This window comes from Salinactinospora qingdaonensis (assembly GCF_039539445.1).
GTDB classification, from domain to species: domain Bacteria; phylum Actinomycetota; class Actinomycetes; order Streptosporangiales; family Streptosporangiaceae; genus Salinactinospora; species Salinactinospora qingdaonensis.
The window spans coordinates 1-19,450 of the sequence record NZ_BAABDD010000009.1 but is presented as its reverse complement, the minus strand read 5'-3'; the positions used below and the strand labels follow the sequence as shown (position 1 = coordinate 19,450).

Annotated in this window: 14 protein-coding genes, 1 CRISPR repeat array and 1 riboswitch; of the genes, 1 reads left to right on the top strand and 13 read right to left on the bottom strand. The window is 70.0% G+C overall.

What is annotated here, in order from left to right; genetic code table 11:
• Positions 1–127: 127 nt before the first annotated feature.
• Complete coding sequence (locus tag ABD848_RS11440; RefSeq protein WP_344970794.1) at positions 128–1,069, top strand: aldose 1-epimerase family protein; 942 nt, start codon at positions 128–130, stop codon at positions 1,067–1,069.
• A 27-nt stretch (positions 1,070–1,096) separates the two neighbouring features.
• Here ABD848_RS11440 and ABD848_RS11435 read toward each other — a convergent pair whose 3' ends face one another.
• From ABD848_RS11435 to ABD848_RS11375, 13 genes are all read right to left on the bottom strand, one after another.
• Positions 1,097–1,729: a nucleotidyltransferase family protein gene (locus ABD848_RS11435; protein ID WP_344970792.1), complete on the bottom strand. Its 633-nt coding sequence runs from the start codon at positions 1,727–1,729 to the stop codon at positions 1,097–1,099.
• 255 nt (positions 1,730–1,984) lie between these two features.
• On the bottom strand, positions 1,985–3,142 hold the full coding sequence (locus tag ABD848_RS11430) for an XdhC family protein (protein WP_344970789.1): 1,158 nt from the start codon (positions 3,140–3,142) through the stop codon (positions 1,985–1,987).
• Positions 3,135–4,289 carry a vWA domain-containing protein gene (locus ABD848_RS11425; protein ID WP_344970787.1) on the bottom strand — a complete coding sequence of 385 codons (1,155 nt, stop codon included), beginning with the start codon at positions 4,287–4,289 and terminating at the stop codon, positions 3,135–3,137. Before ABD848_RS11425 ends, ABD848_RS11430 begins: the two co-directional genes overlap by 8 nt.
• Positions 4,290–4,294: 5 nt before the next feature.
• Positions 4,295–5,230: an AAA family ATPase gene (locus tag ABD848_RS11420; RefSeq protein ID WP_344970783.1), complete on the bottom strand. Its 936-nt coding sequence runs from the start codon at positions 5,228–5,230 to the stop codon at positions 4,295–4,297.
• Positions 5,231–8,449: 3,219 nt separating this feature from the next.
• A CRISPR array of direct repeats spans positions 8,450–9,457; the repeat unit is 28 nt; unit sequence GTGCTCCCCGCGCGTGCGGGGATGGTCC.
• Between the two features lie 275 nt (positions 9,458–9,732).
• On the bottom strand, positions 9,733–10,149 hold the full coding sequence (locus ABD848_RS11415; RefSeq protein ID WP_344971147.1) for a PH domain-containing protein: 417 nt from the start codon (positions 10,147–10,149) through the stop codon (positions 9,733–9,735).
• A 436-nt stretch (positions 10,150–10,585) separates the two neighbouring features.
• Positions 10,586–11,062 (bottom strand): 6,7-dimethyl-8-ribityllumazine synthase, encoded by a 477-nt coding sequence (gene ribH, locus ABD848_RS11410; protein WP_344970779.1) that lies wholly within the window; start codon positions 11,060–11,062, stop codon positions 10,586–10,588.
• Positions 11,063–11,182: 120 nt separating this feature from the next.
• Positions 11,183–12,445, bottom strand: a complete 1,263-nt coding sequence (locus ABD848_RS11405) for a bifunctional 3,4-dihydroxy-2-butanone-4-phosphate synthase/GTP cyclohydrolase II (RefSeq protein WP_344970777.1) — start codon at positions 12,443–12,445, stop codon at positions 11,183–11,185.
• Positions 12,446–12,486: 41 nt separating this feature from the next.
• Positions 12,487–13,104 carry a riboflavin synthase gene (locus ABD848_RS11400; protein WP_344970774.1) on the bottom strand — a complete coding sequence of 206 codons (618 nt, stop codon included), beginning with the start codon at positions 13,102–13,104 and terminating at the stop codon, positions 12,487–12,489.
• A 100-nt stretch (positions 13,105–13,204) separates the two neighbouring features.
• Positions 13,205–13,335: riboswitch (FMN riboswitch) on the bottom strand.
• A 157-nt stretch (positions 13,336–13,492) separates the two neighbouring features.
• A complete protein-coding gene (locus ABD848_RS11395; RefSeq protein WP_344970771.1) occupies positions 13,493–14,515 on the bottom strand; it encodes a phosphatase PAP2 family protein in 1,023 nt (340 codons plus the stop codon).
• A 252-nt stretch (positions 14,516–14,767) separates the two neighbouring features.
• Positions 14,768–15,442, bottom strand: a complete 675-nt coding sequence (gene rpe / locus ABD848_RS11390; RefSeq protein ID WP_344970769.1) for a ribulose-phosphate 3-epimerase — start codon at positions 15,440–15,442, stop codon at positions 14,768–14,770.
• A 108-nt stretch (positions 15,443–15,550) separates the two neighbouring features.
• A complete protein-coding gene (locus tag ABD848_RS11385) occupies positions 15,551–16,978 on the bottom strand; it encodes an RsmB/NOP family class I SAM-dependent RNA methyltransferase (RefSeq protein ID WP_344970767.1) in 1,428 nt (475 codons plus the stop codon).
• A 229-nt stretch (positions 16,979–17,207) separates the two neighbouring features.
• Positions 17,208–17,855: a class I SAM-dependent methyltransferase gene (locus ABD848_RS11380; RefSeq protein ID WP_344970764.1), complete on the bottom strand. Its 648-nt coding sequence runs from the start codon at positions 17,853–17,855 to the stop codon at positions 17,208–17,210.
• 424 nt (positions 17,856–18,279) lie between these two features.
• Positions 18,280–18,441, bottom strand: a complete 162-nt coding sequence (locus tag ABD848_RS11375) for a hypothetical protein (RefSeq protein WP_344970762.1) — start codon at positions 18,439–18,441, stop codon at positions 18,280–18,282.
• Between the last annotated feature and the right edge of the window lie 1,009 nt (positions 18,442–19,450).

Here is a 19,450-nt window from a genome sequence, read left to right as displayed (position 1 = left end):
ATAACTCCACACATACACTACGTGAATTATGTCCGATTGCGGCCCATTATGCTGCTACCAGTTTAGTAAGCAACTACCGTCGGTATTCTGACGGCAGTGTCACAGTTGGCGGGATGGCAGTAAACGCATGAGCACTCTTGAGGCAACGACCGCGACCGAAAGAGCGGGTGGGATCGAACTCACCGCCGGAGACTACCGGGCGGTGATCGACCAGCGGGGCGCTGCCCTGCAACAGCTCACCTTCGGCGACCGGGACATCGTATGGAGCTACGCTCCCGACCACGGCCCCACTGCCTTCCAAGGCCAAATCCTGGCCCCCTGGCCCAACCGCATCGAGGACGGCCGCTACCTCTTCGACGGGGTCGACCACCAACTCGACATCAACGAGGCCGCGCGCAACAACGCCATCCACGGCCTGGTCTACTCCCACACATGGACGCCGACCACGGTGAGCCCCAGCCACGCAGACCTGTCGCTGCACCTCGCCGACACCCCCGGCTACCCCTTTAACCTCGCCATGACGGTGAGCTATGACCTCGACGCCGACACCGGTCTCACCGTCGAGATCGCCGCGCGCAACACGGGCGAACGGCCGGCCCCCTACGGCGTGAGCAGCCACCCCTACCTGACCCTGGGCACCCGGCTGGACAACGCCACCCTGGCGCTACCCGGCGAAGAGTACCTGCCCACCAACGAGCGGCTGCTGCCGGCTGGAGCACCGAAATCGGTCGAGGGCAGCGAACGCGACTTCCTCACGGCCCGGCGTATCGGCCCCACCGTCTTGGACACCGCCTTCACCGGGCTGCGCCGCGACTCCGAAGGCCTGACCTGGACAGTGCTCTCCGAGGAGTCCTTCGCCGTGGCTATGTGGGCCGACGATTCCTACCCGTGGCTCCAGGTGTTCACCTCCGACACGCTGCCCCCCGACCACCAGCGCGGCCAACTGGCGGTCGAGCCGATGACGTGCCCACCCAACGCCTTCGTCTCAGGAACCGACCTGACCGTGCTCGCCCCCGGCGAGTCCACCCGCTCGCGCCACGGCATCCGTCGCCTAGCCACCACCGGCTGAGACGACCGCGGCGCGGACCCACACGACTCACAAGGTGGTCTTGGGCGTGGTCTTGGGCGAGGCCAGCAGCTTACGCATCCGCGCGAGGTCCTCAGGGGTGTCGATGTCCTCGGCGCTGGCGACGTCGTCACAGGGCACCGTGGTCACCAGGTGAGAGTAGGCGTTGAGGAACGGACGCGCCCCCACGTCACCCTCGGCCAGCGCGCACACGCTGGGCCAGTGCTCGCGCCCCAGCAAAACCGGGTTACGCAGGTTGCCACCGTAGGTGGCCGCGGCGGCGCCGGCACCGCTGTAGTAGGCGCACAGCAGCCGGGCCACGGCCGCGGCGGTGACCAGCGGCTGGTCCACCAGCGCCACGAGCACTGCGCCCGCCTCGGCGGGCAGGGCCGCCAGCCCGGCCCGCAGGGACGACCCAAGGCCGCTGTCCCAGTCGGCGTTGCGCACCTGCACCGCGCCCGAGACCGTCACCTCGCCCGCACCGGTCACCACGTAGAGCGGAGCGCACCCCCCATCGCGCAGCACGCGCACCCCGCGGTCGACCAGCCGCTCTCCGGCGAGCTCGACCGTCGCTTTCGGCCGGCCCAGGCGCATTCCAGCACCCGCGGCCAGCAGCAGTCCCGCGACGGCGTCGGTGCCGCCGTCGTGTTCCCGTGTCGTCATCTGCTGTCTTGGCGTACGGCCCCACCCGTGGGCAGGCGGGGGAAACGCCGTCCTCCCTACTTCGCGATCGCGTGGGGATAAGGAGCGTGCGGCCTTCGGGGCGGGTCGGGCGCGAACACCGGCTCGACCTGCGAGGGCGGATATCCCCGACCCACCGGCCGGGGAGGTGTTTAGAGCGCGATGATGCCATGCGGCCTGCCCGTGGCGAGGCCGGCGCCCCCAGCAACACCACGATGGCCGATTCCGGCCGTCCCCTCACCGGGGTGCGGTCTCAGCCGCCGACGGAGTGACCGCCGCCGGGGAGGTCAGCGGGTCGTTGTGGATACGCCCCCGCGTTTCGGACAGCGGCCGGCCGCTGCCGCCCCAGCGGGTCTGGATCAACTCGGCCGCGATCGACACCGCCGTCTCCTCTGGGGTGCGCGCCCCCAGCTCCAGACCTATGGGCGAGCGTAGCCGAGAAAGATCCTCCTCGGCGATTCCGATCTCACGCAACCGCGCCATGCGCTCGTCGTGGGTGCGGCGGCTGCCCATCGCCCCGATGTAGCCGGCGCGAGTACGCAGCGCCGCCTCCAGCACCGGCACGTCGAACTTGGGGTCATGGGTGAGCACGCAGATCGCGGTGCGCTCGTCGAGTTCCGCGGCGATCTCGGTGAGGAACACGTGCGGCCACTTGACGATGACCTCGTCGGCGCCGGGGAAACGCTTGGAAGTGGCAAACACCGGCCGAGCGTCACAGACCGTGACCCGATAGCCCAGGTAGGAGCCGATCTGGGCGACCGCGGCGGCGAAGTCGATGGCCCCGAAGACCAGCATGCGCGCCGCCGGCGCGAACGCCTGCACGAACACCTCCAACTCGTCACCGCGACGCTGGCCGTGCGCGCCATAGCGCAGCACCCCGGTGCGGCCCTGGGCGAGCATGCCGCGGGCATCGTCGTCGACAGCGGCCTCCAACCGCGCCGACCCCAACTCCCCCGCGGCGTCCTCGGCCCCGATGACGCGGCGGGCCCCGAAACGGCCGGGACCAGCCACCACGGTGGCCACCGCCACCGGCCGGTGCTCCTCGATGGCGGCCAGGACCGTGCCCAACTGCGGGTAGCGGGCGGCGTCGATCGGCTCCACCAGGACATGCAGGACTCCACCGCAGGTCAACCCCACGGCGAAGGCGTCGTCGTCGCTGACGCCGTAGCGCTCGCGCACCGGCTGGCCGGTGCGGATGACCTCCTGGCTCAACTCGTAGACAGCGCCCTCCACGCACCCGCCGGAGACGCTGCCGATCACCTCTCCCGAAGGGGTGACCGCCATCGCCGCCCCGGCCTCCCGGGGAGAACTGCGGTAGGTGTCGATGACTGTGGCGAGCGCGAACGTCTCGCCGGAAGCGTAGAGGTCGGCGACGGCTGCACGGATGTCACGCACGGGGCGCTCCTTCCCTGGCACGATCGGCCCGGCCGCCGGTGACCACGGTGGCGAGCCGCTCCAAAGCGTCCAGGCTGTGCCCGGAGACGAAATCGTCGATGTGGGGTAGCGCCGCCCGCATGCCAGCCGCCAACGGCTGGTAGCCAGGCTGCGCCTTGTGGGGATTGACCCAGACGACGCGGTACGCCAGCCGCCCCAGCCGCGCCATCTGTGCCCCCAGCAGGGACACGTCGCCGCGCTCCCAACCATCGGAGGCGATGAGCACCAAAGCGCCGCGCGCCATCCCCCGCTGGCCGTGGCTGTCCAGGAACTCTTTGAGTTCGGTCCCCAACCGGGTGCCGCCGCTCCAGTCGGGGATCGCCGACCCGGCGGCGCGCAACGCGGCGTCGGGGTCGCGCAGCCGCATCTCCCGGCTCAACCGGGTGAGCCGGGTGCCCACACTGAACACTTCGGTGCTGCCGGGGTGGCCCCGCGCCAGCGCGTGGGCCAGCCGCAGCAGCGCGTCGGCATAGGGCGACATGGAGCCGCTGATATCGACCAGCAGCACGACCCGGCGCGGGCGGGTGGCGCGGTCGCGGCGCAGCAGCCGCAGCGGCTCACCCCCATGCGCCAGCGAGGCGCGGATGGTGCGCGCCCGGTCGAGCCGGCCGTGCCGGGCCGGGGCGGTGCGGCGGGTGCGCCGACGCGGCCGGTGGGTGGCCAGCGCGGCCAGCAGGCGAGCCACCTCGGCGCGCTCTTCGACCGTCAACGTCGCGATGTCGCGCGAACGCAGCACCTCGACGTCGCTGGCCGCGGCGGCGTGCTCCTCGGCGGCGACGTCGCCGCCGCTGTCGCGCCGGCCGGCGGCGGGCCACACCGCCGGCCTGGACACGGCAAACGGCGCGGGAGAGCGGCCCGACCGGAACGGATGGGCCGAGAAGTAGTGGGCGAAGCAGGCGTCGTAGTGCTCCAGGTCGGCCGCGGCAGAGCACAGCGTGACCCGACCGGCCCAGTACACGCGGGCCGGGTCGGTCACGTCGAGGGTGTCCAACGCGGCGAAGAACGCCTGCGCCCGGCCGGTGTCGGCGGCCACCCCCGCCGCGCGCAGCGTCCGCACGAACCCGAGCATCGTCTCGGTGACCTCGCGAGGCTGGAGCGTGCTGGCCATCGTGGTTACCTCGTCGCCTCGTGCCCGTTGAGGAGCGCCGAGAGGCGCCGGCTGACGCTCTCGTGATCCTCCCGGTGCTTGACCAGCGCCCCCAGCGTGCGCGCCGCGTTCTCGGGTGACAACTCCCTGGCGCCCAGCGCCATGAGGGCCGCCGTCCAGTCGATACTCTCGGCGATACCGGGCGGTTTGAGCAGGTCGGCCCCAGGGTCGACCGGGTCGCGCAACTGTTGCACCGCGGCGGTGACCTCCTCGACCAGCCGGCTTGTGGCCTCGGGAAGGCGGCGGCGGATGATGGCGGCCTCCCGGTCGAACTCAGGGTGGGCCATCCAGTGGTAGAGGCAGCGGCGCTTGAGCGCGTCGTGGACCTCGCGGGTGCGGTTGGAGGTGAGGACCACCACGGGTGGGGTGGTGGCCCGCACGGTACCCAATTCGGGGATGGAGATAGTGAAGTCGGAGAGGAATTCCAGTAGGAACGCCTCGAACTCGTCGTCGGCGCGGTCGATCTCGTCGATCAGCAGCACGCCCCGCGCGCCGTCGCCGGCCTCCAGGGCGCGCAGCAGGGGGCGGGCCAGCAGGAACCGGCGGTCGTACAGCCCCGACTCCAGTTGCGCGGTGTCGGCGGCCCCGGCCACCTGGGCGGCGCGCAGGTGCAGCAGTTGGCGCGGATAGTCCCAGTCGTAGAGCGCTTGGGCGGCGTCGATGCCCTCGTAGCACTGCAACCGGATGAACGGCCCGCCGAGGGCGCCGGCGAGTGCTTTGGCGAGTTCGGTCTTACCCACGCCGGCGTCGCCTTCGAGAAACAGGGGACGCCCCATGCGCAGGGCGAGGAAGCAGGCGGTGGCCACACCGTCGTCGGCGAGGTAGTCGCGCTGGTCGAGCAGCGCGGCAAGGTCCTCCGGCGTGGTGATGTCGGCGTGGGCTGCGCGAGTGGTGGTGCTCATGAGTGTGCGGCATGCCGGCCGGACAGACGCGGCGCCGATCCCTCCTTTCGCGCGCAACGCGGAGGCGGCGGAGGGCGCCGACCGTGGCACCGGCTACGGACAGCGCTGCGGCCCGAGGGCTTGCCCAGACGGCGCCGCTGGCGGCCTGCGTGGTCTCCGCCGTGGGTGGTGACGTTTTCCGACCCGCGGGCCAGAAAAACGTCCCTCATCACACTATGCCCACTAATCGGCCGATGCACTGCCAACATTCTCGGTCGGATCGGGCGCGGTGTGGAGTGGCTGCGCCGACGGTGAAGCGGGGTGGCGCGGTGCTATGCGGCCACCGGCCGCCCGCCTCGCCGTGGGCACGAAGCATCGGTCAAGAGAAGAAGATCGAGAGGGCGGCCAGGATGGTGACTACGCACCAGATCAGCCCGGCCACCTGGTCCATACGGGATCGCGGGGTACGGTTGTCCTTCACGGCTCGCCTTTCGGGGACGTCCTCAGTCGTCGCGGCCCGGGGGAGCTCGCTGCTGTCGAGCGGGCGGGCCACCGTGGACGGCGCGGAGGCTCGCCGCTCCACGAGGGCGCGCCGGTGGGCGAGGCGAAGCGCGCCCGACCGCTCCCCTGCCGGGCCGCTGGCGGGTGCTAACGGCCGTGAACGGTCGCGGCCCCGTGAGCGCCCCTCAGTCGTCGGGGCTTTGCCACCGCCCCGGCGCCGCCGCCGGGCCACCGAGCGAGACCCGCGCACCGTCGAGACGGACATCTTCGACTTGGAACTGGCGGAAAAGTCACGAAGGTTCATGTCCCATTGGACGCAAACGGCGGGTGAGACGTTGCACATAGTTTGCACAGGAACCTGCACGCGCCTCCCGTGCTGCCCCGCAGGCGGAGATGGACCGACTCACCCCAGATGGTCCGGCGTCGGCAGGGGTCGGTAGGGGAGCCTCGGGCGGGGGATGGTCCTCGATCCCCAATCCCTTGGTGCTACAGAGTCGGTGGCATGAAAGCAGCGCTCTCCGCGCGGGGGTGGCGCAGGTTGGTGGAGCGGCGCGCTTTGGCGCGCGCCCAGCGCTGTCCACACGCGGGGGTGGCGCGTGCTGGCGGGGGCCGCGCACTTCCCACACCCCCAGCGCTCTCCGCACGCGGGGGTGGCGCGGCGGGCTAGCAGCGGAGGCTGGTGTCGCCGCAGTGCTCTCCGCACGCACGGGAGTGGCCCGAGTGCCCGGGAGGCGTGGGCGACGGTGTAGGCGGGCTCTGCGCGCGCACGGGAGTGGCGACCATGACCCCAATACCGTGCAGGTCCGTCCCCGCGTGCTCTCGGCGCGCACGGGAGTGGCCCTGCCGAGCCCTCCCTCGGTGTGCTCGTCCGGTGCTTTTCCGCGCGGGGGTAGTTGGGGGAGGTGGGAGGTACGTCGTTCGCTCGTGCCTCGATCGCTCCGCGATCTCGGCAGCCTGAGGGGGCGCGGTGGTTGAGGTGACCGCCACTGACGAGGGCGGCCATCAGCGGCGGCCTCCTCGACCATGTCGGCGAGGTCGCCGGTTGAGGTGCCCTCAAATGGTGCAGGCGGCCACCGGGGAAGGAATGTCGCTGTCGCTCGGGACGCAGCAACGGGGATGCCCCTCCCCGAGGCATGGCACCAAGCTGCGCCCCGGCCCCAGACACCGCCCCTAGCGAGGGTGGCGCCCTCTCGGGGGTGCCCATCATGGTGGGGTGCCTATCTGTGCTGTTCCCGGCCGCAGCGGGCACCGTCTGCCGTCATCCACATTACGAAGATCCTGCCCATGGGGGCGGATCGTGCTTCTATCAGCGGTCTGGCGGTGCCTTCGGTCCCGAGGACACCACCCCCAGATCATGGACGACAGGGGGACAAGTCATGCAGGGCCAAAGGCCGGGAGTTCCCTTGCGGAACTCCCTAAAAGCTAATGGGGGAGCACCCGGCCACGGCACCCGCTCCAGACAAGCTGCCCCATGGCAGGCTGCGGCCTCTCTGGAGTGGCGGCAGGTTATGGCACCCACCCCAAGCACGACCCCACCCCTGAGCTGCCGAGATCGCGGAGCGATCGAGGTACGAGCGACGGGAAACGCCTATGCCCTTCCTCGCCCCCACCCCACGGTGGTGCTGATGCCCGGCACGATCCCCGGATGGACATGCGTCCCCTCACCCCCAACCCCACGCCGCGCCGCACGCCAGAACAACCGCCGCCTCAGCGGGAGCTCTGAGTGTCGGTGCTGTGCGCTGGAGGTCCTGATGGCAACGAGGGGCAGCGAGGACGAGCAGCCGGGTAGGGGTGGCCTCTCGGGTGCGGCCTGCTTTGAAGCAGGTGCAGCGGAGGGGACACATCTTCCCGCGTCTCACTCAATGAGACGCGGGAAGGCAGAATGAACACGGACCGCGCCCAGTGTCGCGGGGAGCGCAACACTGGGCGCAGCCACCCAACAAAAACGGCGCCACAAAAGCGACAAACCCTCCCATAGCACCTCGCAGCAGCGACACGAATGTCCAGAATGCGAGAAAACCACGCGAGAACAAACATTCTCGCCAATCAGAAAAACGACATAACATTTCAAAACGGGCAGCAAATAGCCAATGAGTGTGCTCAGCGTTGCCATGATCACGACGAGGGGCGCCCGTTAGGCGATTCTCGCGGCCGAGGATCGCCGAGCGGACACCTTTCGCGGCGATCTTGCTCCCCAGCCCGCCTATCCCCCATCGAAGCCCCCACTCACCGGAACCAACCCGGTGCCACCTCGGCCACCGCTCGCCCTCGCTGCTCCACGTCACCCGCCCCACGCCCCAACCAGCAGCACCGACCGGGTGCCTGCCCAGCCACCACCACCCCTCGCTGTTGCTCGTTACCGCAGCCCCCGTGAGGACGGCACCGACACCCGTTTCCTCATCCCGGCTACCTTCGCCGCCCCTCGTCGCCGCCAGCCGCCCCAGCGAGGCGGCCTCGACGCCCGAGCCGCCCAACCACCAGCCGACCCTCGCTGCCTCCCGTTGCCGCCAGCAGCCCAAGGGAACGGGTACCGACGTGGCACCTACTCCGCCGCCGGCCAGCACGATTGGAGCCCTTGCCCCAAACCACCCGCACGGGTCCGGCATCACGGCTACACTGCGGGACGTGCGCCACCAATCAACACCCTTGCGAACTTTGCGGAAAATAGGCCATTTGCCCGATTCTCAACAAGTGGTCAAAACAGCCACCCACCGCCGATAGCGTCGCAGGTCAACGAGGGTGCTCCCCGCGCGTGCGGGGATGGTCCCGATTCGGCGAAAAACGCCCTGCTCACGGGGGGGGTGCTCCCCGCGCGTGCGGGGATGGTCCCGGGGGCGCTGGACGGTGCGCCCCCAAAAACGAGTGCTCCCCGCGCGTGCGGGGATGGTCCCGACACCTGCCGCCAGTACCGGCAGGGGCGACCGGTGCTCCCCGCGCGTGCGGGGATGGTCCCAGGGGGCGAGAGCAGGTCAAAGCAGGTCGGTGGTGCTCCCCGCGCGTGCGGGGATGGTCCCGTGGGGGGCCGTGTCGGTGAGAGGGGCCGGCGGTGCTCCCCGCGCGTGCGGGGATGGTCCTGCCTCGAATCATATCGAGGCATTCCTGATGCAGTGCTCCCCGCGCGTGCGGGGATGGTCCCACCTACCTCGAAGAGCCCACCGTTGTCCCCAAAGTGCTCCCCGCGCGTGCGGGGATGGTCCCGATTCTGGCGGCGCACCTTGGACCGGATGATTGTGCTCCCCGCGCGTGCGGGGATGGTCCTGGCTGCCTGAGCCGACCACACGTCGCTCTGAGGTGCTCCCCGCGCGTGCGGGGATGGTCCCACCAGCGCGATATTCACCCGCCGGTCACCACTGTACTCCCCGCGCGTGCGGGGATGGTCCCTAGTTGATTACGTGATCTCCATGTCAGGTGGCGTGCTCCCCGCGCGTGCGGGGATGGTCCCAGCTCCCGCAGAGCTAGACGCACGACCGGGCTGTGCTCCCCGCGCGTGCGGGGATGGTCCCGTGCTGACACTCGTCACCGTGCTCAGAGCACGGTGCTCCCCGCGCGTGCGGGGATGGTCCTAGACCTGGGCGGCCTCCACCGGCTCCCGCTCGGTGCTCCCCGCGCGTGCGGGGATGGTCCCACCTACCTCGAAGAGCCCACCGTTGTCCCCAAAGTGCTCCCCGCGCGTGCGGGGATGGTCCCCTCTGCGTCCCTGCATCGCTTCACCCCACCTCGTGCTCCCCGCGCGTGCGGGGATTGGGAGGGTGCGTCGTTCGCTCGTGCCTCGATCGCTGCGCGATCTCGGCAGCCTGAGGGGACGCAGAGGTTGAGATGAAGCGATGCGGGCGGTCACCGGGGTGAAGGGCGGTGACGGTAGCTCGGGATGCACAGCGGCGGGTGATGGTTTCTCGGGGGCGGCGCCAGGCTGTTGGCAGCTACCCCAGGCACAGCCCACCTTTGGCTGTCGAGATCGCGGAGCGATCGAGACACGAGCGGCGGGAGACGGCTTCTGGTCTCCCCAAAAGACTCGGGCCTGCTCAGGAGGGGCCGTTGTCTCCCGGCTCCTGAGCTTCGCCTCGTTCGTGGAGGAGGGCGCGGAATTGGGCGAGGCAGGATCGGGCGAGGGCGCCGTCGTTGCTTTGAATGCCCATCACGGCGAGGGTGGAGCCGTCGGCGAGGTCGACGGTGGGCCAGGGTTCGCCTACGGGCATGCGCACGTCGATGATTTCGGCCCATTCCAGCACGTAGGTGCGGATGACGTTGACCACGGTGACGCTACTCTCGGCCACGACGACCTTGGGGCGGGTGAGTAGGTACAGCCCGCCGACGAGGAGGAGCCCGAGGAAGACCAGACCCAGCCGGTCTTGGAGTCGCCACGTCTCGGGCAGGATGATGGCGAGAGTGACCATGGTCGCCATGCACAGCACGGCCAGCCCGTAGCCGACCACGCGCATGTTGCGGGGTCGCCAGGTCACCGGTAGCCGCGGCACCGCCTGATTGTTCACCGACTGCCTTTCCGGGATGCCCGGCCATGACGACCGGGGAGGGATCGCAACTCCTGGCGGGGAAGCCGCCCACGTGGCCGCTGGGGACAGTACCGCCGGCGCCGGGGTGAAGCATAAGACGACCCCCGGCCGACGCGGCAGCGCCTTGCGGCGTCGGGACGACGGTGGCGCGCTAGGCCATGCCTTGTGTCGACGGACGGCGAGCAGCCCCCGCCACTCCGGGAACCTAGCAGCACTGTTAGGTCCGCGTGCCCTGCCCGCCCCCTGCTGTTTCTTACTGCTGTCTGCTGCGGCCGGCCGACACTCCCTGCGGCTCGGGCTGCCTTACGCGGCGCGCCTCCGTGCTCGTGCGAGCCGGCCGGGCTCGCTCAACGAAAGGGCTACGTTACCCGGAGCGCAGCCTGTGCAGCACCGTGGCGGCGTCTAGGGCGGCGAGGGTGGCTTCGCGTCCTTTGTCTTCGTGGCTGCCGGGCCGTCCTGAGCGGTCGCGGGCCTGCTCCAGGGTGTCGCAGGTGAGCACGCCGTTACCCACGGGCTTGGACTCGGTGAGCGCGATCTCGGTGAGCCCGTGGGTGACGGACTGGCACACGTAGTCGAAGTGGGGTGTCCCGCCTCGGATGACGGCGCCCAAGGCGACGACCGCGTCGTGGGAGCGGGCCAACTCTTGGGCCACGACCGGCAGTTCGATGGCCCCGGCCACGCGCACGACCGTGGGCGGCTCGGTCCCGGCTTCCTTGGCCGCCGCCAGCGCGCGGTCCAGCATCGTGTCGACGATGTCGGCGTTCCACCGGGTCGCGACGATTCCCAACGTCAAGCCCGTGGCCTCTACGGAGAGGTCGTCGGGGCGTCCTGATCCGCTCATCTGGCTTGTCCGGCGCCCCGGGGCCACTGGCTGGGGCGCCGCCCTCCTCACTGTGGATTGCGACTGTGGGGTGCGACGGCTGGTATGGCTGCCCCGGCGGCGTGCTGCCGGGGTGGGGTGTCAGGTGGCGGCGACGCCGCTGGGGATGTCGTGGCCGAGACGGTCGCGCTTGGTTTGCAGGTAGCGCAGGTTGTCGGTGGTGATGGCGGTGGGCACGGCGAGGCGCTCGGCCACGGAGATGCCGTGGCTGGTCAGGTCTTCGGATTTGTGGGGGTTGTTGCTGAGCAGTTTGACCGAGGTGATGCCCAGGTCGGTGAGGATGTGGGCGCCGGCGCTGAATTCGCGGGCGTCGGCGGGCAGCCCCAGTTCGAGGTTGGCGTCGACGGTGTCGGCGCCGGCGTCTTGCAGGCGGTAGGCGCGCAGCTTGTGCAGCAGCCCGATTCCGCGTCCTTCGTGGCCGCGCATGTAGACCACGACGCCGCGGCCTTCCTCGGCGATGCGGGCCATCGCTGCGTCGAGTTGGGCGCCGCAGTCGCAGCGGTGCGAGCCGAACGCATCCCCGGTTAGGCATTCGGAGTGCAGTCGGACTGTGATGTCGCGTCCGTCGCCGATGTCGCCGTAGACGAGTGCGACGTGTTCGGCGCCGTCGAGGGTGCCCTGGTAGCCCACGGCGCGCCATTCGCCGTAGCGGTTGGGCATGCGGGTTTCGACGACGCGCTCGACGAGGGTTTCGGTGCGGCGCCGGTATTCGACGAGCTGTTCGATGGAGACGAGTTTGAGGCCGTGGGCGTCGGCGAAGGTGCGCAGTCGGGGTAGCCGTGCCATCGTGCCGTCGTCGTTGACGATTTCGGCGAGGACGCCCGCGCTGCCCCTGCCGGCTAGGCGCGCCATGTCGACGGCGGCTTCGGTGTGGCCGCGGCGGGTGAGCACGCCGCCGGAGCGGTAGCGCAGCGGCAGCACGTGGCCGGGGCGCACGAGGTCGCCGGCGGTGGTGGCCGTGTCGCCGAGGAGCCGGATCGTGCGTGCGCGGTCGGCTGCGGAGATGCCCGTGGTCACTCCGTGGCGGGCGTCGACGGTGACCGTGTAGGCGGTGCGCATGCTTTCTTCGTTGCCCACCGTCATCAGCGGAAGGTTGAGCCGGTCGAGGTCCTCGCCGAGCATGGGGACGCAGATGACACCGGAGGTGTAGCGGATCATGAACGCGAGCAGTTCCGGGGTCGCCGCTTCGGCCGCGAAGATGAGGTCGCCCTCGTTCTCCCGGTCGGCGTCGTCGACCACGACGACGGGGCGGCCGGCCGCGATGTCGGTGATCGCGTCTTCGATGTCGTCGAGCGCGACGGGTCCGATGGGGTCGTCGGTGCGGTCCACCGCGGCGATGTGCATGTGCGCTCCTTGGAATATGGTGCTGCTGGGGACGGCGGGGCTCATGACGCGACCTGCGAACGGTCACCGATGAGGCGTTCGACGTATTTGGCGAGGACGTCGACCTCAAGGTTGAGGGCGGCGCCGGGCTCCTTGCGTCCCAGGGTGGTGCGGTCGAGCGTGGTGGGGATGAGGCCGACGGTGAAGGAGTCGGCGTCGAGGGCGGCCACGGTGAGGCTGATGCCGTCGACGGCGATGGAGCCCTTCTCGACGACGTAGCGGGACAGGTGCGCGGGCAGCGCGATGCGGACGCTCTCCCACTCGGTGCCGGGGGTGCGTTCGATGATGTGGCCGATGCCGTCGACGTGGCCCTGCACGATGTGCCCGCCGATGCGGGCGGAGACGTGGGCGGCGCGTTCGAGGTTGACCGGTGTGCCGGGCTGGAGCGCGCCGAGGTGGGAGCGGTCGAGCGTTTCCTTCATAACGTCGGCGCTGAAGCTGGCGCCGGAGATGTCGGTGACGGTGACGCAGACGCCCTCGACCGCGACTGAGTCTCCGTGGGCGAGATCGGAGGTGACGGTGGGCGCGTGGATCGTGATCCGCGCTGCCTCGCCGGGGCTATCGCCGACGGGCGTGATCGCGGTGACCTCGCCCAGCTCCTCTACGATTCCGGTGAACACGGCGGAACCATCCCCTTTACCTGGTCAGGCTCCGGGGATGTGGCTAGGCGGCTCCTGCCGCCAGGAACCGGTCGTGCCACGACGGCCAGGGGCCGGTTCCACGCGCGCTGCCTCCCATCCGGACTTTCACCGTCGGTACCGGAATTTCACCGGTTCAACCGGCCGATGGCTTCGGCCGGGTCGCGGACTGTCACCGCCGGTTCGGACTTTCACCGACCCCGGAGCACGCGGTTTCACAATGTGTGCGGAAACAAGTTTGCCATGACGGGCTATTCCCGGAACAGGGTGGGGGTGGTTTTCGCGAGCCGCCGGCTCGAAAGCGAGCATTCGGGGAGAAGCCAGGGCGTCACCGGGGGCAGCGGGCACGCCCCGCCGGCGTTCGGGCTGTTCAGGAGGGGGGAGCCTGCTGGGGTGTGGGCGGTGGGCTCGGGTGGGTTTCCGCCGGGCGCTGGGCGAGTTTGAGGGCGATGAACAGCTCCGGCGCCCCCAGCGAGATCCATCCCGCGACCACGGCGTAGCAGAGGTAGTCGCGGATCGGCGTCAAGATTCCCTGCGTGTCGGGCACGGTCATTTGGAAGGCCACCAAGAACAGCACCAGGATCGTGATACCTATCACATAGCGGGCTGCTCGGGAGACGAGGGAGCCCGCGGCGCTGTACCAGCCGCGCGCCGCCAGCACGGAAAGGCCGGCCAGCGCCCCGAACATGGCTCCGGCCACCAGGAACACGCGCTCCATCGAGGCGGCGGTGACCTCCGGCGGGATGCCGCCGGTCCACGCCTGGGGCGCGCTCCATTGGCTATGGACCACCGTTTGCCAGGCCACGGCCGCCAGCGGCGCCAGCAGCGAGGCGGCCAGCGCTAGTCCCACCTGTGCGCGCAGGGCGCGCCCGCGCCACCACGCCAGGACCGTTGTCTCGTAGCGCAGGATCAGCCATAGCGCTGCCACGCCGAGCGCCATGCCGGCCAGGACCGCGGTGAGGAAGTGTGTGCCCAGGTAGACACCGGAGAAGGCGATGAGGATGGCGGCGGCCAGCGCTGCCGGCACCGCCCAGCGCCACCGGGTCTTGAGCGCGAGGTAGCCCCAGAGGGTGACGGGGAGTTGGGCTTGGGCTGTGGGCAGGCCGAAGGTCGTGGCCATGGCTAGTGGCTGCACCCGAACGCTGTACCAGTAGGGGCGCGGCGCGTGGGCGAGGATCGTGCACAGTGCGTTGACCGCGGCGCCGGCCGTCAAGAACACCGACAGCCGCGCTCCGAGGCCGGCGTTGACACACCACAGCAGCAGGGGGAGCGCTGCCAGGTAGAACAGTTCGCCGCCCAGGGCCGAGACCGCTGTGGCCGGGAGTGTGAGCCAGTCGCCGATGGCCTGAATCCCGGCGATGATCCCGGTTTCGGCGCCCCAGATCGCATCCATTACCGCACCTCGCGCAGTCACCGTCGCGTACGGCGCCAATGAGATCGCCGTCACAGTGACCCGCGAGCTTACCAATCAGTAACTAAGGAGGACAGTCACCCTCCCACACATTCGACTCCCCCAACCGCGCACCTGCGGTCGATGTTGTTCGACGGTGTGACGGCCAAACACACGCCGGGCCTCCTCTTCAGCGACCCAACGGCCAACCGCTGAAAAAGAGGCCCGGCCTGCCTCGAACTCCCTGGAATCCCCTCAAACGCCGACAGCGGTCACCCGCTGGGCCTGCGCCCGCAGCGCGTCGACGGCCGCAGCCGGATCAGCGGATTTGTACACCGCCGAGCCCGCCACGAACACGTCGGCGCCGGCCTCGGCACAGCGCTCGATCGTCTCGTCACTGACACCACCATCGACTTGGAGCCACACGTCGGTGTCACGGGTGGAGATCAACTCGCGGGCACGACGGATCTTGGGCAGCATCAAATCGAGAAACGGCTGCCCGCCGAACCCGGGCTCGACCGTCATCACCAGCAGCATGTCAACCTCGGCGAGCAGGTCGGCATAGACATCGACCGACGTGGCCGGGTTCAACGCCAACCCCGCGCGCGCCCCGGCGGAGCGGATCGTGCGCAACGTGCGGATCGGCGACTTGGCCGCCTCGGCGTGAATCGTGACACTGCCGGCGCCCACCTCGGCATAGTCGGGAGCCCACCGGTCGGGGTCTTCGATCATGAGATGGCAGTCCAACGGCACAGCCGCCGCCTTGCGCAGCGATTCCACCACCGGCAGCCCCAACGTCAGGTTGGGTACGAAATGGTTGTCCATGACGTCGACGTGCAGCCAGTCGGCGGAGGAGGCGACAACGGCGGCCTCGTCGGCCAGCCGCGCGAAGTCGGCGGAAAGGATGCTGGGTGAGATCTGGATGGCCACACCGCTGAGTCTAGAGCCCGCCGGCGCAACGGCCGCGCAAGGGACAGACCCGGCACGAGCATCCACCCATCGCGCCCCCGCTCACCGGCCACAGCGAGCCGACGAGCCTCACTGGCGACGCAGCAGCGCCAGAAACATGGCATCGGTGCCGTGGCGGTGCGGCCAGAATTGCAGGAAGTTCCCTGAAGCCACGTCGGGCACCTCCGGTAGGTGGTCAGCCGCGCGCAGCACCACCGCATCGTCGCGCTCGGACGTGATCGCTTCCACGACGCCGCTGGTCTCGGCCAGGTGCGGCGAGCAGGTCACGTAGGCCACCACCCCGCCCCGGCGGGTGGAGTCCAACGCGCTGCGCAGCAGAGCACGCTGGGCGTCGACCAGCTCGGGCACGCTCTCGGCCGAACGCCGCCACCGCGACTCCGGCCGGCGCCGCAGCGACCCCAAACCGGTGCAGGGCGCGTCCACCAGCACACGGTCGAATGCGCCAGCGCGCCACGGCGGGCGCGTGGAGTCGGCGACCACCACCCGCGCCGCGTCGTTGATGGTGCGATCCACCGCGCCGGCCACGAGCCCGGCGCGTGCGGGCTGAAGCTCGGCCGCCAGCAGGCGCGCGCCGCGTTGGCCCGCCAAACCCCCCAGCAGGGTCGCCTTGCCTCCTGGCCCCGCGCACGCATCCAGCCACCGCGCGTCCTCGCCTTTTAGTCGCACCCGCGTCAGCGCCAACGTGACCAACTGGCTGGCCTCGTCCTGCACACCGGCGCGGCGCTGGCGCACCACAGGCAACGCGGCCGGGTCCCCTTCGGGCAGGTAGGCCGCGAACGGCGAGTAGCGCGCCCGCTCGGCCCCCTGGGCAACCAGATCGTCGACCTCGGCCCGGCCCGGCTTGGCCGCCAGCGTCACCTGCGGACGCTCGTTGTGGGCCGCCAACAACCGCCGCGTCTCGGGCATGTCGACGGTGATCTCCTCACCCAGCGCCGCCGCGAACGCCTCGATCACCCAGCGCGGGTGACTGTGCAACACCGCGAGATGACCCACGGGGTCGGCTTCGGCTTGCGGCGCGACGATCTCCAGCCACGCTTCCAAGTCGCGGGCGCTCACGCGGCGCAGCACCGCGTTGGCGAAACGCGCGCGGTGTTGGCCCACCGTGCGGCGCGCAAGATCCACGGTCGCGCTGACGGCAGCATGGTCGGGGATGTTGGTGGAGAGAAGCTGGTGGGCACCCATGCGCAGCAGCGGCAGCACAGCGGTGTCGACCGAGCGCAACGACCGGTCGACGCAGGCGTCCAGGATCGCGTCGTAGGTGCCCTGCATGCGCAAAGCACCGTAGGTCAACTCGGTGGCCAGCGCGGCGTCCCGACCGGCGATCCCGCGCTCGCGCAGCAGCGAGGGAAGCAGCAGGTTGGCGTAGGCCGACCGAGACTCCACAGCGCTCAAGACGTCGTAGGCGACCCGCCGCGCCGGGTCCTTGGGCGCCGGCGGCCCGCCAGAACGCTTCGGACCACGGCGCTTGGGACGGCGGGCGGGACGGGAGTCAGTCACAGATGATCAGCCTCAAGCCATAACGATTTTCGGTGGCCCGCCTCGGCACAGCACGGCGAAACGGACTGTAAACGAGGATACCCAGCATGGACATGCGCGGTTGCATCTCAGCCGACCGCTGCGACGGGACGCACGTGCGGCTGTGGTAACGATGGCGACGGTGCGCCTTGGCCCACGGCGTGACCATTCGGCAAGGCGCACCCGAAAACTCGGGGCGCGTGCGCGGCCCCTAGCCGGCGGTGGTGGCCCACCCGTTTATGTGGGGAATCTTGACTCCCAACGGCGCGGGCAGCAGGAACTCTTCCATCTCCACCGTGGCGAATCCGGCGGTTTCGATAGCGCGCCCGGTTTCGCGGGTGGGGTCGCAGCCGGCGTCGAGTCGGCGCGAGAGCGGCGCCACCAGCCGCAGCGCTCCTTGCGACCAGGTTCCGCGCGGGGCGGCGACGTGTTCCAGGAACACGTAGCGCCCCTGGGGACGCAGCACGCGGACGATCTCAGCCAGCACCCGATCCTGGTCGGGGATCGAGCACAGCACGCTGGTGGCGACGACGGCGTCCACGCTGTGGTCGGCAAGCGGCAGGTGCTGTGCGTCACCGCTGAGCACCGGCCCTCGGGCGGTGCGGCGCAGCCGCTCGTGCAGGTAAGGATTGGGTTCCAGACCCACCCAGCGGACAGCGGACGGAAAATAGGCGCCGTTAGGGCCGAACCCGGGGCCGATCTCAAGGACGGTTCCGGTCAGCTCCGCGAGCAGCCGGCGACGGTGCTGAGCGTAGACCGCGGCCCCTCGGGGAGACTGGTTGCGGGCCGCCCGCCGCCACGCCCGCGCCGAACGCCCCGTCACGGTGTCGTGGTTTCTTCGGCGGTGACGAACATCCACATCTCCATCCTGGCTGTCGGCTCAAGGCACCCTAAGAGACCGAGACCGAGGTCGCCACCTGACGGCGGGCCCGTGCACTCATGAGGTTCAAGGAGGCTCGGGAGCCGCCGCGCCCGTGGGGCCGGGCAGCGCGGCCCGCTGCGATCCCGAACAGCCTCATGCGATGCAGCCTTACGCGACGGCCGCGGCCGTAAGCCGAAGGCGCCGACGTCGTTGCCGAGGTAGTCGACGAGGTAGCGGCACGGGCCGGTCGCCTCCGGCGCCGCCCTGTCCTCAGGCCAAAATCTCACCGAACGATTCGACGGCGCCGGAAACGACAACGTTCCCTCGCAGCCGAACGAAGCCGCGACTGGAATTCTCGTCACCCCGGGCACGGTCCACGGGGACGTGAGGACGCGCCGGGCTTCGCCGCAGCCGTCGAGGCTCAGCGCTTGGGCTTGAGGTACTTGTTGAACGCCGCGATACCGAGCGCGATGGCGCCGATGATCAGCGCCCACTTGAACAGCCCACCCAGCAGGCCGAGCAACCAACCACCAGCGACAAAGGCAACGAGGACTATGAGTGCGGTCAGGAGAATACGTTTCATACCGCCACAGTACGCAGCGGTCCCTCCACGATTCGAGCGCTCCCGGCAGGAACCCGGGCCGGACTCAGGGACCTGTGGGGGTATCCCTGACACACGGTCACGTCGCACCCCACGCAACCGCACTCCCTAACCTCAAGCCCCACCAACCACCCAACAGCCCCGCGCTAAGGACCATCCCCACGTGCACGGGGAGCACATCGAGCGCGCCCAGCACAACCTGGGGGCTCCCAGACCATCCCCACGTGCGCGGGGAGCCCCACCCCGCATTGGGGTGGGGCTTGTGCTGCGAGGGACGATTCCCGCATGTGCGGGCCTTCGGCGCTGTGTGGGTTTGGGCTGAGGGAGACGTGTGGTGTTTCCCGTCGCTCGTGCCTCGATCGCTTCGCGATCTCAGCAGCCAGGGGTGAGCTGTGCCTGGGGCGGGTGCCATAGCGCCGCGGCCCCACAGGAGTCCGGACTGTGCCTGGAGCGGGTGCCCTAGCCTGGCGCCGCCCCTCGGGGCTGCCGCAGGGGGTGCCTGGGGGCCTAGCTTGGTGTCGCCTCTCGGAGTGTCTGCCGCAGGGGGTGCCGCCTGTCCTTGGGCGGGTGTGCTCACCAGGCCCCGTATCCGGGGAGGTTGTCGCCTGCTTGTTGCGTCCTGACCTAGCGCAGTGTTCCTTCACCCGGGCGGCCACCGGCCTCGTTTCATGCTCCCTCACCTCCGGTGTGCCCGTATGTCTCGCGCCACCTCAACCACCGCATCCCCTTCGGGCGCCTCAACTACCGCGCCCCCACACTTCTCATGTCACCCCAGCCACCGCGCCCCCTCAGGCTGCTGAGATCGCGCAGCGATCGAGGCACGAGCGAACGACGCACTCTCCCATCCCGCCAAACACAACCACCTGTCGGCGACGCGCCAATACTGACCACGTGACGTCGCGTGAAATCTGACCACCCCGGTTGATCATCGGAGGGGTGATCACTGTGGAGGACTGGGCCGAGATCCGCCGTCTGCGCAGATCAGAGGATA

Bases quoted from the DNA above. Each gene is read 5' to 3' on its own strand.
- ABD848_RS11415 (WP_344971147.1), bottom strand. From the start codon at position 10,149: ATGCGCGTGGTCGGCTACGGGCTGGCCGTGCTGTGCATGGCGACCATG.
- ribH (WP_344970779.1), bottom strand. From the start codon at position 11,062: ATGAGCGGATCAGGACGCCCCGACGACCTCTCCGTAGAGGCCACGGGC.
- ABD848_RS11425 (WP_344970787.1), bottom strand. From the start codon at position 4,289: ATGGCCAGCACGCTCCAGCCTCGCGAGGTCACCGAGACGATGCTCGGG.
- ABD848_RS11435 (WP_344970792.1), bottom strand. From the start codon at position 1,729: ATGACGACACGGGAACACGACGGCGGCACCGACGCCGTCGCGGGACTG.
- ABD848_RS11375 (WP_344970762.1), bottom strand. From the start codon at position 18,441: ATGAAACGTATTCTCCTGACCGCACTCATAGTCCTCGTTGCCTTTGTC.
- ABD848_RS11395 (WP_344970771.1), bottom strand. From the start codon at position 14,515: ATGGATGCGATCTGGGGCGCCGAAACCGGGATCATCGCCGGGATTCAG.
- ABD848_RS11405 (WP_344970777.1), bottom strand. From the start codon at position 12,445: ATGCACATCGCCGCGGTGGACCGCACCGACGACCCCATCGGACCCGTC.
- ABD848_RS11420 (WP_344970783.1), bottom strand. From the start codon at position 5,230: ATGAGCACCACCACTCGCGCAGCCCACGCCGACATCACCACGCCGGAG.
- ABD848_RS11440 (WP_344970794.1), top strand. From the start codon at position 128: ATGAGCACTCTTGAGGCAACGACCGCGACCGAAAGAGCGGGTGGGATC.